Origin of the sequence: Streptomyces sp. NPDC029044 (assembly GCF_040637495.1) — a bacterium.
Lineage (GTDB): Bacteria > Actinomycetota > Actinomycetes > Streptomycetales > Streptomycetaceae > Streptomyces.
Map to the genome: position 1 here is coordinate 21,383 of NZ_JBEZWN010000016.1, position 14,244 is coordinate 35,626.

Annotated in this window: 10 protein-coding genes; 7 read left to right on the forward strand and 3 right to left on the reverse strand. The window is 70.7% G+C overall.

What is annotated here, in order from left to right; translation table 11 throughout:
• Positions 1-18 precede the first annotated feature (18 nt).
• The 4 genes from AB0E85_RS15985 to AB0E85_RS16000 all read left to right on the forward strand — a co-directional run bounded on the left by AB0E85_RS15985 (position 19) and on the right by AB0E85_RS16000 (position 6,347).
• The gene (locus AB0E85_RS15985; RefSeq protein ID WP_361926872.1) at positions 19-2,343 is read left to right on the forward strand and encodes an ATP-binding cassette domain-containing protein; all 2,325 of its coding nucleotides are present in this window, start codon (positions 19-21) and stop codon (positions 2,341-2,343) included.
• A gap of 161 nt (positions 2,344-2,504) precedes the next feature.
• The gene (locus tag AB0E85_RS15990; protein WP_361926874.1) at positions 2,505-3,392 is read left to right on the forward strand and encodes a FadR/GntR family transcriptional regulator; all 888 of its coding nucleotides are present in this window, start codon (positions 2,505-2,507) and stop codon (positions 3,390-3,392) included.
• A 427-nt stretch (positions 3,393-3,819) separates the two neighbouring features.
• The gene (locus tag AB0E85_RS15995; protein ID WP_361926876.1) at positions 3,820-5,361 is read left to right on the forward strand and encodes an RNA polymerase sigma factor; all 1,542 of its coding nucleotides are present in this window, start codon (positions 3,820-3,822) and stop codon (positions 5,359-5,361) included.
• Between the two features lie 137 nt (positions 5,362-5,498).
• Positions 5,499-6,347 carry a serine protease gene (locus tag AB0E85_RS16000; protein WP_361926879.1) on the forward strand — a complete coding sequence of 283 codons (849 nt, stop codon included), beginning with the start codon at positions 5,499-5,501 and terminating at the stop codon, positions 6,345-6,347.
• A gap of 120 nt (positions 6,348-6,467) precedes the next feature.
• Here AB0E85_RS16000 and AB0E85_RS16005 read toward each other — a convergent pair whose 3' ends face one another.
• Complete coding sequence (locus tag AB0E85_RS16005; RefSeq protein WP_053671005.1) at positions 6,468-6,698, reverse strand: hypothetical protein; 231 nt, start codon at positions 6,696-6,698, stop codon at positions 6,468-6,470.
• Positions 6,699-7,139: 441 nt separating this feature from the next.
• On the opposite strand from AB0E85_RS16005, the gene AB0E85_RS16010 reads away from it, so the two are divergent.
• The 3 genes from AB0E85_RS16010 to AB0E85_RS16020 all read left to right on the forward strand — a co-directional run bounded on the left by AB0E85_RS16010 (position 7,140) and on the right by AB0E85_RS16020 (position 11,751).
• Positions 7,140-9,263, forward strand: a complete 2,124-nt coding sequence (locus AB0E85_RS16010) for a DNA topoisomerase IV subunit B (protein WP_361926883.1) — start codon at positions 7,140-7,142, stop codon at positions 9,261-9,263.
• A gap of 338 nt (positions 9,264-9,601) precedes the next feature.
• A complete protein-coding gene (locus AB0E85_RS16015) occupies positions 9,602-10,162 on the forward strand; it encodes a DUF485 domain-containing protein (RefSeq protein WP_361926885.1) in 561 nt (186 codons plus the stop codon).
• Positions 10,159-11,751, forward strand: a complete 1,593-nt coding sequence (locus AB0E85_RS16020; RefSeq protein ID WP_361926888.1) for a cation acetate symporter — start codon at positions 10,159-10,161, stop codon at positions 11,749-11,751. Before AB0E85_RS16015 ends, AB0E85_RS16020 begins: the two co-directional genes overlap by 4 nt.
• Before the next feature lie 73 nt (positions 11,752-11,824).
• On the opposite strand, the gene AB0E85_RS16025 is transcribed toward AB0E85_RS16020, so the two are convergent.
• Positions 11,825-12,505 carry a response regulator gene (locus AB0E85_RS16025; protein WP_361927060.1) on the reverse strand — a complete coding sequence of 227 codons (681 nt, stop codon included), beginning with the start codon at positions 12,503-12,505 and terminating at the stop codon, positions 11,825-11,827.
• Positions 12,505-14,178, reverse strand: a complete 1,674-nt coding sequence (locus AB0E85_RS16030) for a sensor histidine kinase (protein ID WP_361926891.1) — start codon at positions 14,176-14,178, stop codon at positions 12,505-12,507. Before AB0E85_RS16030 ends, AB0E85_RS16025 begins: the two co-directional genes overlap by 1 nt.
• Positions 14,179-14,244: the final 66 nt, after the last annotated feature.

The following is a 14,244-nucleotide window of genomic DNA, read 5'->3' on the forward strand; positions in this document are numbered from 1 at the left end:
CGCGCTATCTTGCTGCGGGTGATCCAGGCCTTCGGACTGACCAGCAACCCCCGCAAGGAGCTTCCGCCCGCAGCCGACGACGTCTCCTTCGAGGCGCGCGCGGGCCGCACCACCGCGCTGCTCGGAGCGCCGGGTGCCGGCAAGACGACGGTTCTCCGACTCATGCTCGAACTGCAACAGGGGCGCGGCATCACCCATTTCCGGGGCCGCCCCCTGCACCGCATCGCTCATCCATCGCGCGAGGTGGGCGTGCTGCTCGGGGAGGTGCCGGGGCACCCCGCCCGCACGGTCCGCGGCCATCTGCGCATGCTGTGCGCCGCCGCCGGGGTACCGGGCCGGCGGGCCGATGAAGTTCTCGAGACGGTCGGACTCGTGAGCCTGCGCGACGAACGCCTCGGCACTCTCTCCCGCGGCATGGACCGCCGTCTGGGCCTGGCCTGCGTCCTCCTGGCCGACCCGCACACCCTCGTCCTCGACGATCCGGCCGGAGGCCTGTCCACTCGCGAGAGCACCTGGCTGCACGACATGCTGCGCGCCCACGCCGCCCAGGGCGGCACGGTCCTTTTCACCACGGCCGACCCCAAGGAGGCCGCGCGCACCGCCGATCACGTCGTCACCCTCGAGCGGGGCAGGCTCGTGGCCGACCAGGACGTCGCGGAGTTCTCGCGCACCCGCCTCCGGCCCCGGGTCGCCGTACGCAGCCCGCACGCGGCCCGTCTGGCAGCTCTCCTGGCCAAGCAGGCCCGCACCTCGCGGCGTTCGGTCGAGGTCGTCCGCGAGGGCGGCAACCGTCTCTCGGTGTACGGCGGTACCTGCGCGGACATCGGCGAGATCGCCTTCCGCCACGGCATCGTGGTTCACCAACTCGCGGACGAGATCGGAGACATGGGGCCCGGGGCCGGCTCCCCTCGGACCAGTGGGCCGAGTGCCCGCAGTCGCGCCGCATCGGGGCTCGTCACCGGAACGCACCGGGAGGGCCGTGCGCCGGGGCCGGCAGCAGCGACGTCTCTCGACCCGTCGAGACCGTTCGTGACCGATCCCACGGCCCTTACGACCGGGTCGCGGTTCCCACTTGAGCCGGGATCTTTGCCGGGCGCACTAGAGCAAGGTGCGCCGGAGCAGCGCGCACCAGAGCAGCGCGCACCAGAGCAGCGCGCACCAGAGCAGCGCGGACTACCGCAGGGCGCACTACAGCAGGGTGCGCCGGAGCAGGGTGCCCGAGAACAAGGTGCGGCAGAGCAGACCGCTCCCGGGCAAGCCGCAGAGCCGTCGGTCTCCTCCGCAGACCCTGCGGTCGGGTCCACCGAGCCGCAACCCGCGCTGGAGCCGCGCCCCGGCACCGCCGCGCCGGAACCGGGCACGGACGAGTCGTCGCCTCCCTCCGGGCACCCCCACCCTGCCGCCGCCGAGCCGCCAGAACTCCTGGACGCCCCCTCGATCCGCCAGTCGATCAACGGACCTCTGTCGGAGACCGCGCCCTCCCCGCCCCGCACGCTGCTCCCCACCGGCACCCGCCCAGTTCGCCCGCTCGACGCGCTGCCCCCCTTGCCACCCCCCATCTCCGTCCGCCCCGCCCCGAGCCCCCTCCGCCCCCTCCGCTACGAGATCCGCCGTGCCGCCGGGATCGGCACGGGGTTCCTGACCGGGGCCGTCGTTCTCGTCGTGTCCGCGGTGACCGCCGTCCTGCTCGCCCGCATCGGCCACACGCCTCAGCCGCGCCTGCTGGCCGGATGGCCGCGGGAGCTCCCCCTGCCGCCCGCGGCGCTCGGCGCGGGACTGCTCGGTGCGCTGGCCTTCGGCGACGAATTCCGCCATCCCGCCCTGGCGGCCGACCGCGGCACCGTGCCCCGCCGGCTGGGGCTGCTGGCCGCCAAACTGCTCGTCTCCTCGGTCATCGCGCTGGTGCTGGCCGTTCTGACCGTCGGCTGCGACGCCGAAGTGCTCTATCTCGTCTACGGACGGGAGCTCGCCCGGGTTCCCGCCGACTGGCTCCCCATGAGTGCGAGTTGGATCGGACTCGTGGTCGGCTGCGCCTGGGCCGGCGTGCTCGCCGCCGGTGTCTTCCGGTCCACCACCGCCGGACTCGCCGCCGTCGCCGCCGTTCCCATCCTCGTCGTACCCGTCGTGCACCAGCTCGTGAACGGACCGTCCGTGCGAACCGCGGCCGGACTGCCCATGCGGCTGCGAGAGGCTCTCCTGCCGCGATGGCCCTTCGGGGGAGAGCGCTACCTGGAAGCCGCACTCACGGTGATCTCCCAACCCGTGGGCGGGGCACTGACGTTGTCGCTGGCAGCGCTGCTCTGCGCGTATCTGCTGACCGGCCTGCGCAGCCGCTTGCGGTGACGACTGTCCGTAACCCTTGGTCCGGCCATGCCCACAACTCCCCGCAGAACGCCCATTTCTTTCCGATAAGGCGTCAATTGCGACGGGGTGAGCGATCACCCTTTCGTGTGCTTTTCACCAAAGACCTCAAGGGAGTTGGAGACGAGGCCGACAAAGGATGCGTGAGTACCCTTGCGCACACCATGATGACCGCCGCCCGCTCCGCTGACTCCGGCCTCGCGAGCCCGGGCGAACTCGACCGCTACCCGTACGCCGAGGCGCCCGCCGTCGACCGTGTCGGGATCCCTGCCTGGGACGGCGGGGACCCCGAGCTGGGCCGTGTGGGCCGGCGCGCCGCGGGCAGCCGCGGACGCGGGCTGCACGGCCAACTCGTTCAGCAACTCGGTCAGATGATCGTCTCCGGCGACCTGGGTGCCGACCGCCCGCTCGTGCCCGAGGAGATCGGCCAGCGCTTCGAGGTCTCGCGCACCGTCGTCCGCGAGTCGCTCCGCGTCCTGGAGGCCAAGGGCCTGGTGAGCGCCCGCCCGAACGTCGGCACGCGCGTGCGCCCCGTCAGCGACTGGAACCTCCTCGACCCGGACATCATCGAGTGGCGGGCCTTCGGGCCGCAGCGCGACGACCAGCGCCGCGAGCTGAGCGAGCTGCGGTGGACGATCGAGCCGCTCGCCGCCCGCCTCGCGGCCGGGCACGGGCGCGAAGACGTCCAGCAGCGCCTTGCGGACATGGTCGAGATCATGGGGCACGCGATGGCCCAGGGTGATGCGCTCACCTTCTCCCGCGCCGACTCGGAGTTCCACTCGCTGCTCATCCAGGTCGCGGGCAACCGCATGCTGGAGCACCTCTCCGGGATCGTGTCCGCGGCCCTTCAGGTCTCGGGCGGCCCGGTCACGGGCTGTGACCGGCCGAACGAGGCATCCCTGGCGCACCACGGCCGGATCTGCGACGCCCTCGCCACCGGCGACGGGGCGGCGGCCGAGGCGGCCATGCGCCAACTCCTCACGGTCCATCCCGAGGTGGAACGGGTCGTGCCCGCCCCGCGCGAGCACTGACCGAGTTCCGCGGGCGGCGCGGCCGGGTGTGCCACCCCCCTCCTGTGGCAGCGCCTGATCGGTGATCCGCCTCCCGTCGGACCTCGCGGGATCCCAGTGATCCTGCGGGGTCCGACGGCGCGAAGGGGGCGAGTCCTGGCGGGGTGGCCGCGTCGGTACCGCATGTGACCTCTTCTGTCAGCGTCTGACCGTTTTCGTTCGCTTACGGGGTGTGACTCGGGCCACGCAGATTGGGCGTAACGCTCGCGGGAAGAACGCGATGACCTAAGAGGTGACAGCCGCGGAGGGAATACGGACGCCGTTCACGGCGCTGTGCATCTTTCCCGGCCCCCGCCCGCGCCGTCGGCCCATCCCCAAGCCGGCGGTCGGCTCCTGTCCACTGTGGACGGGGCCGGAAGCCGTTTTCCAACGTTCCGAGAGGTTGTTCGTGTCGGCCAGCACATCCCGTACGCTCCCGCCGGAGATCGCCGAGTCCGTCTCTGTCATGGCGCTCATTGAGCGGGGAAAGGCTGAGGGGCAGATCGCCGGCGATGACGTGCGTCGGGCCTTCGAAGCTGACCAGATTCCGGCCACTCAGTGGAAGAACGTACTGCGCAGCCTCAACCAGATCCTCGAGGAAGAGGGTGTGACGCTGATGGTCAGTGCCGCAGAGCCCAAGCGCACCCGAAAGAGCGTCGCAGCGAAGAGTCCCGCCAAGCGCACCGCCACCAAGACGGTCGCGGCCAAGGCGGTGACCACCCGGAAGGCCACCGCCACCGCCACGCCGGCGGCGCCCGCCGCCGAGCCCGCTGTCGAGGAGGAGGCACCGGCCAAGAAGGCGGCTGCCAAGAAGACCACCGCCAAGAAGGCGGCCACGAAGAAGACCGTCGCCAAGAAGACGGCGGCCAAGAAGACCGGCGCCAAGAAGGACGACGCCGAGATCCTCGAGGAGGAGGTGCTCGAGGAGGCAGCGCCCGGCAAGGCCGGTGAGGAGCCCGAGGGCACCACCGAGAACGCTGGCTTCGTGCTCTCCGACGAGGACGAGGACGACGCGCCCGCCCAGCAGGTCGCGGCCGCCGGTGCCACCGCCGACCCGGTCAAGGACTACCTCAAGCAGATCGGCAAGGTCCCCCTGCTCAACGCCGAGCAGGAGGTCGAGCTCGCCAAGCGCATCGAGGCGGGCCTGTTCGCCGAGGACAAGCTGTCCAACGCCGACAAGCTGGCCCCGAAGCTCAAGCGCGAGCTGGAGATCATCGCCGAGGACGGCCGCCGCGCCAAGAACCACCTCCTGGAGGCCAACCTCCGTCTGGTGGTCTCCCTGGCCAAGCGCTACACCGGCCGCGGCATGCTCTTCCTGGACCTCATCCAGGAGGGCAACCTCGGTCTGATCCGCGCGGTCGAGAAGTTCGACTACACCAAGGGCTACAAGTTCTCCACGTACGCCACCTGGTGGATCCGTCAGGCGATCACCCGCGCCATGGCCGACCAGGCCCGCACCATCCGTATCCCGGTGCACATGGTCGAGGTCATCAACAAGCTCGCGCGCGTGCAGCGCCAGATGCTCCAGGACCTGGGCCGCGAGCCCACCCCGGAGGAGCTGGCCAAGGAGCTCGACATGACCCCCGAGAAGGTCATCGAGGTCCAGAAGTACGGCCGTGAGCCCATCTCGCTGCACACCCCGCTGGGCGAGGACGGCGACAGCGAGTTCGGTGACCTCATCGAGGACTCCGAGGCGGTCGTCCCGGCCGACGCGGTCAGCTTCACGCTCCTGCAGGAGCAGCTGCACTCCGTGCTCGACACCCTGTCCGAGCGCGAGGCGGGCGTCGTCTCGATGCGCTTCGGTCTCACCGACGGTCAGCCGAAGACCCTCGACGAGATCGGCAAGGTCTACGGCGTCACGCGTGAGCGGATCCGCCAGATCGAGTCCAAGACCATGTCGAAGCTGCGCCACCCGTCCCGCTCGCAGGTGCTGCGCGACTACCTCGACTGAGCGAGGCCGTACGACACGGAAGGCCCGGTTCCCGGAAGGGGGCCGGGTCTTCGCTGTGCTGGGCCGGCGCGGGTGCGGGGTTCCGCTGGGTGGATCACTCTGGGTGTCCCACCGACACCACGGAGTGAGGAGTGTCTATGCGTCGTCGACTGGCTCGAGCTCTGGTTCTGCCGCTGGCCCTGGCGGCCGCGGTGCCTGCGCTGTCCATGGGCTTCAGCGCCCCTGTGGCCGCCGACAGCGGGGTCATAGGTGGCTTTCCCGTCGAGGCGTCCCAGAGCCCGTGGACGGTGGCCCTGTCCAGTCGTGACCGGTTCGGGGGTACGCGCGCGGGGCAGTTCTGCGGAGGAGCGGTGGTCGGCCGTACCACCGTGCTCACCGCGGCCCACTGCCTCGACGAGGACGTCCTCGGCGGGCCACCGGAGCGCGTACGGGACCTGAAGGTCATAGCCGGACGCACAGACCTGCTGGCGGCAGGCGGGGGCCAGGAGGTCGCCGTGAGCCGTACATGGGTGAACCCGGACTACGACGGGGTCAGCAACGCCGGGGACTTCGCCGTGCTCACCCTGGCCGAACCGCTCCAGGGCGAGTCGGTCATCGGCATGGCGGCCGACGGTGACCCCGCGTACACGGCCGGTGAGACCGCGATGGTGTACGGGTGGGGCGACACCTCGGGCACCGGGGAGTACCCGGACGGTCTGCGGGCGGCACGCGTGCGCGTGCTTGCCGACGCGCTGTGCGAGGAGGCGTATCCGGGCGGCATGGACGGCACCTACGACGCCACGAGCATGCTGTGCGCCGGGGAGGCCGAGGGGGGCCGGGACGCCTGCCAGGGCGACAGCGGAGGGCCGCTGGTGGCCCAGGGGCGGCTGATCGGGCTCGTGTCCTGGGGGATCGGCTGTGGCCGGGCCGGCAACCCCGGTGTGTACATGCGGGTGTCCCACCTCATGCGGACACTTGGCTGGACACCAGCCTCGGAAGGTGTGTGAGGCGTCCGGCGGACTTCGGACCGGCCCGGGGGACGAGGACGGGCGGCTGCCTCTGGTGACCAGAAGCAGCCGCCCGTTCACCGGCCTGTGCCGGGCTGGCTCGTCGTCGGACGCGAGGTGTCAGCGCTCTTCTTCGGCGGCGTTCGCGGGAACGGACGTGAGCCGCTCCGTCTCGTCCTGTATCTCAGCGGCGATCTTCTTGAGTTCCGGCTCGAACTTGCGGCCGTGGTGGGCGCAGAAGAGCAGTTCTCCGCCGCTGAGCAGGACCACGCGCAGGTACGCCTGGGCGCCGCAGCGGTCGCAGCGATCAGCGGCCGTCAGCGGGCTCGCGGGGGTCAGAACAGTAGTCACGTCGCCTCTTCTCTAGCTCGACGAGCTGTCGTACCAGGGTCAACATCCAACCAGCCCCAAAACGTTCCCGCTCGTGGCTTTTCCTCGAAAGAATCTTGCGAGGCGGCTGTCTGCTGCCGGTTGGCGGCGAATGTGCCGTATTGCGTGTCTATGTGTCTTACGGGGCTTCGCGTTGTATCGGTGGTCGGTCCTCCCGGCTGGGTTGCCGGTTGTTCATGAGGACGTGCCCGGAGCCTAAATGGTTCATGCCTGGAAGGGAACGTGATGTGTACTTCACTCCATCGAGGGATCGAACACGCATGCGAGTGTGGACTAGTCTGAGTTTCCGACGAGGGTGGCGTTACAACGGCTCTACCAGGCCTCGGTACCCTCTCACCGGTGACCGAAGCCGCGCCCTTACCCACGAGGGCCCCATCTGAAATTCAGCGAGGAGCGAACCGCGTGACCGCCGAGACGTCCGTGCCGTCCACAGCTCTGCTGGCAGGAGCCGACCGGGACGGTTCCAACTACACCGCGCGGCACCTGCTCGTCCTCGAGGGGCTCGAGGCCGTGCGCAAGCGCCCGGGTATGTACATCGGGTCGACCGACAGCCGTGGCTTGATGCACTGCGTCTGGGAGATCATCGACAACTCCGTCGACGAGGCCCTGGGCGGGTACTGCGACCACATCGAGGTGATCCTCCAGGACGACGGCTCCGTCGAGGTCCGGGACAACGGCCGGGGCATCCCGATCGACGTCGAGCCCAAGACCGGCCTCTCCGGTGTCGAGGTCGTCATGACCAAGCTGCACGCCGGCGGCAAGTTCGGCGGCGGCTCCTACGCCGCCTCCGGCGGTCTGCACGGCGTCGGCGCCTCCGTGGTGAACGCCCTGTCCGCCCGGCTGGACGTCGAGGTGGACCGCGGTGGGCACACCCACGCCATCAGCTTCCGGCGCGGTGTCCCCGGCGCCTTCGCCGGGAACGGCTCCGAGGCGAAGTTCGAGGCCAGGAGCGGTCTGCGCAAGGCCAAGAAGATCCCGAAGACCCGCACCGGCACGCGCGTGCGGTACTGGGCCGATCGCCAGATCTTCCTCAAGGACGCCAAGCTCAACCTGGAGACGCTGCACCAGCGTGCCCGCCAGACCGCCTTCCTGGTGCCCGGCCTGACCATCGTCGTGCGCGACGAGTACGGGCTCGGCGAGGGTGGCAGCAAGGGCGAGGAGTCCTTCCGCTTCGACGGCGGAATCAGCGAGTTCTGCGAGTACCTGGCGAACGACAAGCCGGTCTGCGACGTCCTCCGCTTCTCCGGGCAGGGCGTCTTCAAGGAGACCGTCCCCGTCCTGGACGACCACGGCCAGATGACGCCCACCGAGGTCACCCGTGAGCTCGGCGTCGACGTCGCACTGCGCTGGGGGACGGGCTACGACACGACCCTCCGGTCCTTCGTCAACATCATCGCCACGCCCAAGGGCGGCACCCACGTCGCGGGCTTCGAGCAGGCCGTGGCCAAGACGATGAACGAGGTGCTGCGCGCCAAGAAGCTCCTGCGCGTCGCCGAGGACGACATCGTCAAGGACGACGCCCTGGAGGGCCTGACCGCGGTCGTCACCGTGCGTCTCGCCGAGCCGCAGTTCGAAGGCCAGACCAAGGAGGTCCTCGGCACCTCGGCGGCCCGCCGCATCGTGAACAACGTGGTCACGAAGGAACTCAAGGCGTTCCTGACGTCCACCAAGCGGGACGCCGCTCAGCAGGCCCGGGTCGTGCTGGAGAAGGCCGTGGCCGCGGCGCGCACGCGTATCGCCGCCCGGCAGCACAAGGACGCGCAGCGCCGCAAGACGGCCCTGGAGTCCTCCTCGCTGCCCGCCAAGCTGGCCGACTGCCGCAGCGACGACGTCGACCGCAGCGAGCTGTTCATCGTCGAGGGAGACTCCGCGCTCGGCACGGCGAAGCTCGCCCGGAACTCCGAGTTCCAGGCACTGCTGCCGATCCGGGGCAAGATCCTCAACGTCCAGAAGTCGTCCGTCACGGACATGCTGAAGAACGCGGAGTGCGGCGCGATCATCCAGGTCATAGGAGCCGGATCGGGCCGGACCTTCGACATCGACACCGCCCGCTACGGCAAGATCATCATGATGACCGACGCCGATGTCGACGGTTCGCACATCCGCACCCTGCTGCTGACGCTGTTCCACCGCTACATGCGGCCCATGGTCGAGGCCGGCCGGGTCTTCGCGGCGGTGCCGCCGCTGCACCGCATCGAGATCGTCCAACCGAAGAAGGGGCAGGACAAGTACGTCTACACGTACTCGGACCGCGAACTGCGCGACACGCTCATGGAGTTCCAGAGCAAGGGCATCCGCTACAAGGACTCGATCCAGCGCTACAAGGGCCTCGGCGAGATGGACGCCGACCAGCTGGCCGAGACGACGATGGACCCGCGCCACCGCACCCTGCGCCGGATCAACCTCTCCGACCTGGAGGCCGCCGAGCAGGTCTTCGATCTGCTCATGGGCAACGACGTGGCGCCGCGCAAGGAGTTCATCTCCAACTCGGCGGCGACGCTGGACCGGTCGAGGATCGACGCGTAGCCGGAGCACCGGGCTGCTGCCGGGCACGGCCGGGGTCACGCCCCCGGTCGGCAGCGGTAGCGCCTTCCCGCGTCGCCCGGGTACCGCCCCGGCCGTGCCGGGACGTCTCTCCACTCCCGGGTGGAGAGACACACGGTCGGGGATCCACCCGTGATCCACTCAGGCGCCGATCCCGGAACCGGCGAAACCCTCCGCCCCGGCGCCTCGTTGCGCGCGCAGGCGGTGCGTTACGCCTACGGAAAGGGACTCGTGCGGCCACCAGCGGGTCAGTCACCTGATGGGGTGAAGTGTGGAGGGAAGAAGAGTCGGGGATCTTCCCGTTCTGTCCATCCTTGGGCATGCAGCCAAGCAAGGGCCGTCCCCGTGGCGGCGGGGCCGACCAGGAGAGCCGGGTCGAGCCTCTCGACGTTCATGACCCGGTCCCGGCCGAGGAGGCCGGACAGCTCAGGTACGACGATCCCTGGTACGACGCCCTCGCCTCCGGCTGGGGCGAGTCGTCCGACGACGGGGCGCACACTCAACCGACGGTTCCGTCGGCACGGACGGAGGGCGACACGGGGGCCGGGGCGGCCGACGTGTACCTGGAAGTGCAGCGCAGTGCGGCCTTTCAAGAGGTGCGGCGGCGGTACCGGAAGTTCGTGGTGCCGGCGTCCGTGACGTTCTTCGCCTGGTACGTGGGCTACGTCGTGACCGCCACGACGGCACCGGAGCTGATGGCCCGGCCCGTGGCGGGAGCGGTGAACGTGGCAATGGTGGCGGGGCTCGGGCAGTTCCTGTCCACCTTCCTCCTCACGTGGGCCTACGCGCGGCACGCGCGGCTGCGCAGGGACCGGGCCGCCCTCGAACTGCGGTGGGACACACAGGAACTGACGCGTGGCATGAGCGGCGGTGCGTCGTGACGGAAGAACACCAGACACTCGCGTTGCTGCTCTTCAGCGCGTTCGTCGCTGTCACGCTGGGGATCACCACCTGGGTCAGCCGCAACCGGCGTGGCTCGGCGGAGGAGTTCTACGCGGGAGGGCGGCTCTTCTCCCCCATGGAGAATGGTTTTGCCATCGCGGGCGACTACATGTCGGCCGCCTCCTTCCTGGGAGTGACCGGGCTCATCGCACTGTTCGGCTACGACGGGCTGCTGTATGTCGTGGGCTTCCTCGTGGCGTGGCTGGTGGTGCTGTTCCTGGTCGCCGAACTGGTCCGCAACTGCGGCCGGTTCACGCTCGCCGACGTCGTGGCGGCCCGGATGAGGGAACGGCCGGTCCGGATCGCGGCGGGAACCTCCTCGGTCACGGTGTCCGTTCTGTACCTGGTGGCTCAGATGGTCGGCGCGGGCAGCCTGGTGGCGCTGCTGCTCGGGGGCACGAGCGACGCGGCCCGCGCCTGGACCGTCATCGGTGTGGGCGCGCTCATGGTGATCTATGTGTCGCTGGGCGGGATGCGCGCGACCACGTGGATCCAGATCGTCAAGGCCGTTCTGCTGCTCGGCGGCACCATCGCACTGACGGTGCTCGTCCTGATGCGCTTCCACGGCGACCTGAACCGGCTGCTGCTCACGGCAGCCGAGCGCAGCGGGCACGGCGCGGCGTTCCTGGCGCCGGGACTGAAGTACGGCGCGGACTGGACCGCCCGCTTCGACTTCATCAGCCTGGGGCTGGCCCTGGTGCTGGGCACGGCAGGACTGCCGCACATCCTGTCCCGCTTCTACACCGTGCCCACCGCCCGCGCCGCGCGCCGCTCGGTCGTCTGGGCCGTCGGGCTCATCGGCGGCTTCTACCTGATGACGATCGTGCTCGGGTTCGGCGCGGCCGCCATCCTGGGGCCGGACGCCGTGCGCGCTTCGAACGCGGCCGGGAACACGGCGGTTCCGCTGCTGGCGCTCGATCTGGGCGGTGGTGCGGGGTCCACCGGCGGGACGGTCCTCTTCGCGATCGTCGCCGCGGTCGCCTTCGCCACGATCCTCGCCGTGGTCGCCGGCATCACGCTCGCGTCCTCGGCGTCCGTGGCCCACGACCTGTACGCGTCCCTGCGGCGCCGGGGCGGGAAGCCGCGCAGCGAGGTGACGGTGGCCCGTATCGCGGCCGTCGGCGTCGGTGCGGTGGCGATCGGGCTCGGTCTGCTGGCGCGGGATCTCAACGTGGCGTTCCTGGTGGGCCTGGCATTCGCCGTCGCCGCGTCGGCGAACCTGCCGGTGCTGCTCTACTCGCTGTTCTGGCGCGGCTTCACCACACGGGGTGCCGTCTGGGCGGTCTACGGCGGTCTGGTCCCGGCGGTGGTGCTCGTGGTGCTCTCCCCGGTGGTCTCGGGCAGCCCCGACTCGCTGTTCCCGGGCATCGACCTCCAGTACTTCCCCCTGCAGAACCCGGGTCTGGTCTCGATCCCCCTCGGGTTCCTCGCGGGCTGGCTGGGCACGGTCACCTCGGCGGAGGCACCGGACGAGGTCAAGCACGCGGAGACAGAGGTGCGGTCGCTGACGGGTGCGGGAGCGGCGTAGCGGCGGTGCCGTCGCTGCCACGGCCGGGGCGAAGCCGTCGCCGGTGCGTGGAAAACGCCGGCGGGCTGTCGCCTCAGCCGCGGGTCGCCCACACGTAGCGGTGTTCCGGGCGGCCCGCGTCGCCGTACTTGAGGGTCAGCCTGGCCCGTCCCGTGCGTTCCAGGAGCTTCAGGTAGCGCTGCGCGGTCTGGCGGCTCACTCCGGTCCGCTCGGCGATCTCCTGGGCGGACAGGGGCCCGTCCGCGTGCATCAGGGACTGGCGGACCAGCTCCGCGGTGGTGGGGGAGTGGCCTTTGGGCAGGTCGGGTTCCGACGACGCCGACAGGGCCCCGAAGATGCGGTCCACCTCGGCCTGTTCCGCCTCTCCACCGCCGTCCAGGGTGCGGCGCAGTTCCGCGTAGGCCTCCAGCTTGGCGCGCAGGCCGGCGAAGGCGAACGGCTTGACCAGGTATTGCAGCGCGCCGTGCCGCATGGCCGCCTGCACGGTGGAGACGTCCCGAGCGGCCGTCACCATGATCACGTCGGTCTGGTCGCCGCGCCGCCGCATCTCCTGGACGACTTCGAGCCCCGTCGCGTCCGGCAGGTAGTGGTCCAGGAGCACCAGGTCCAGTCGGGGCAGCAACTCCAGCCGGTGCAGCGCCTCCGCGGCGTTGTGGGCCTCTCCGGCGACATGGAAGCCCGGCACCTTCTCGACGTAGGCGGCGTTGACCCGCGCGACTCTCATGTCGTCGTCCACGACCAGGACTTCGATCATCACGACCCCTCCTCGGCGGTCTGCGGTGCGGACGGCACGGTCGATACGGCCGCTGCGGGCCCCGGCCCGGCCAGCGCCTCGGGCAGGACGACGGTGAACTCCGCGCCACCGCCGTGCGCCTCGCCGACCGTAGCGCTGCCACCCTGCCGCTCCGCCAGCCTGCGCACCAGGGAGAGTCCGATGCCCCGCTCGCGGTGAGCGGGCGGCGTCTTCGTGGACCATCCCGTGGTGAAGATCAACTCCCGGTGCTCCGGTGGGATTCCCGGCCCCGTGTCGCGCACTCTGAGGATCGCCGTACGGCCCTCGGCGCGCAGTTCGACCTCCACGCGCGCGTGCGGCGTGCCGGCGACGGCGTCGAGGGCATTGTCCACCAGGTTCCCCACGACGGTGACGAGCCCCTGCGGGTCGACCAGCCGGTCGGGCAGCCGGGTCCGGTCCGACACCCCCAGGGCGACGCCCCGCTCGGCCGCGACGGTCGCCTTGCCGACCAGCAGAGCGGCGAGCAGCGGGTCCTCGATCCGCTCGGTGACCTGCTCCGCCGTGGCCCGGTGGTCACCGACGACCTCGCCGACGAACTCGACGGCGTCGTCGTACATCTCCAGTTCGAGCAGCCCCAGAAGGGTGTGCATGCGGTTGGCGTGCTCGTGATCCTGGGCGCGCAGGGCGTCGATCAGACCGCGGGTGGAGTCCAGTTCGCGCCCCAGCTGCTCCAGCTCGGTGCGGTCACGCAGGGTGGCCACGGCGCCGCCGTCGTCGGTGGGCATGCGGTTGGCGACCAGCACCCGCTGGCCGCGCACGGTGAGCAGATCCGTGCCGGCGACGCGCCCGGCCAGGACATCGGCCGTACGGCCCGCGCCGAGCGCCTCGTCGGGTGAACGGCCCACCACTGCTTCCCCGATGCCCAGCAGGCGCTGTGCCTCGTCGTTCAGGAGACGGATGCGGCCGGTGCGGTCCAGGGCGACGACCCCTTCACGGATGCCGTGCAGCATCGCCTCGCGTTCCGACAGCAGCGCCGCGATGTCCGAGAAGGCAAGGTCCCTGGTCTGCCGGTGGACCCGCCGGGAGATGAGCCAGGCCGCCAGCGCGCCCACGGCCAGGGCACCGCCGGCGTAGGCGAGCAGCCCCGGGATCGCGTGGATCAGCCGGGCCCGGACGCTGTCGTAGGCGATGCCGACCGAGACCGCGCCGATGACGGTGCCGTCGCTGTCGCGCAGCGGCACCTTGCCCCGGGCGGAGCGGCCCAGGGTGCCGCTGTCGATCTCCATGACCTCCCTGCCGGCCAGGGCCTGGCCGGGGTCGGTGGAGACGATGCCGCCGATCTGCTGCGGATCCGTGTGCGACCAGCGCACGCCACGCCAGTCCATCACCACGATGTACTCGGCCTTGGTGGCCTTTCGGATCCGCTCCGCCTCCCGCTGCACCGGGCCGTCCGGCGAGGGCGGTGTGTCCCGCAGGTCCTTCGCGAGATCCGGCAGCTGCGCGGTCGTCTGCGCGATGGCGAGCGCGCGGCGCATGGCCTGGTCGTCGAGCTGGTTGCTGAGGGGAGCGAGGAACAATCCGGTCGCGAGGACCGCGACTCCCGCGGCGATCGCCACCTGCATCAGCAGCACCTGCGAGAACACCCGCCGGGGCAGGCCGAGGCGCAGGCGGCGTGCGGGGGGAGTGGGGCTCATACCCAAGACCGTACGTGCGGCCGGCCGCCGGCCCTAGACGGGTGTGGCGTGGATCTCCAGATCAAT

Excerpts from the sequence above, each read along its gene's own strand:
- AB0E85_RS16030 (WP_361926891.1), bottom strand. The coding sequence starts at position 14,178 with ATGAGCCCCACTCCCCCCGCACGCCGCCTGCGCCTCGGCCTGCCCCGG.
- AB0E85_RS16025 (WP_361927060.1), bottom strand. The coding sequence starts at position 12,505 with ATGATCGAAGTCCTGGTCGTGGACGACGACATGAGAGTCGCGCGGGTC.
- AB0E85_RS16015 (WP_361926885.1), top strand. The coding sequence starts at position 9,602 with ATGCAGCCAAGCAAGGGCCGTCCCCGTGGCGGCGGGGCCGACCAGGAG.
- AB0E85_RS16000 (WP_361926879.1), top strand. The coding sequence starts at position 5,499 with ATGCGTCGTCGACTGGCTCGAGCTCTGGTTCTGCCGCTGGCCCTGGCG.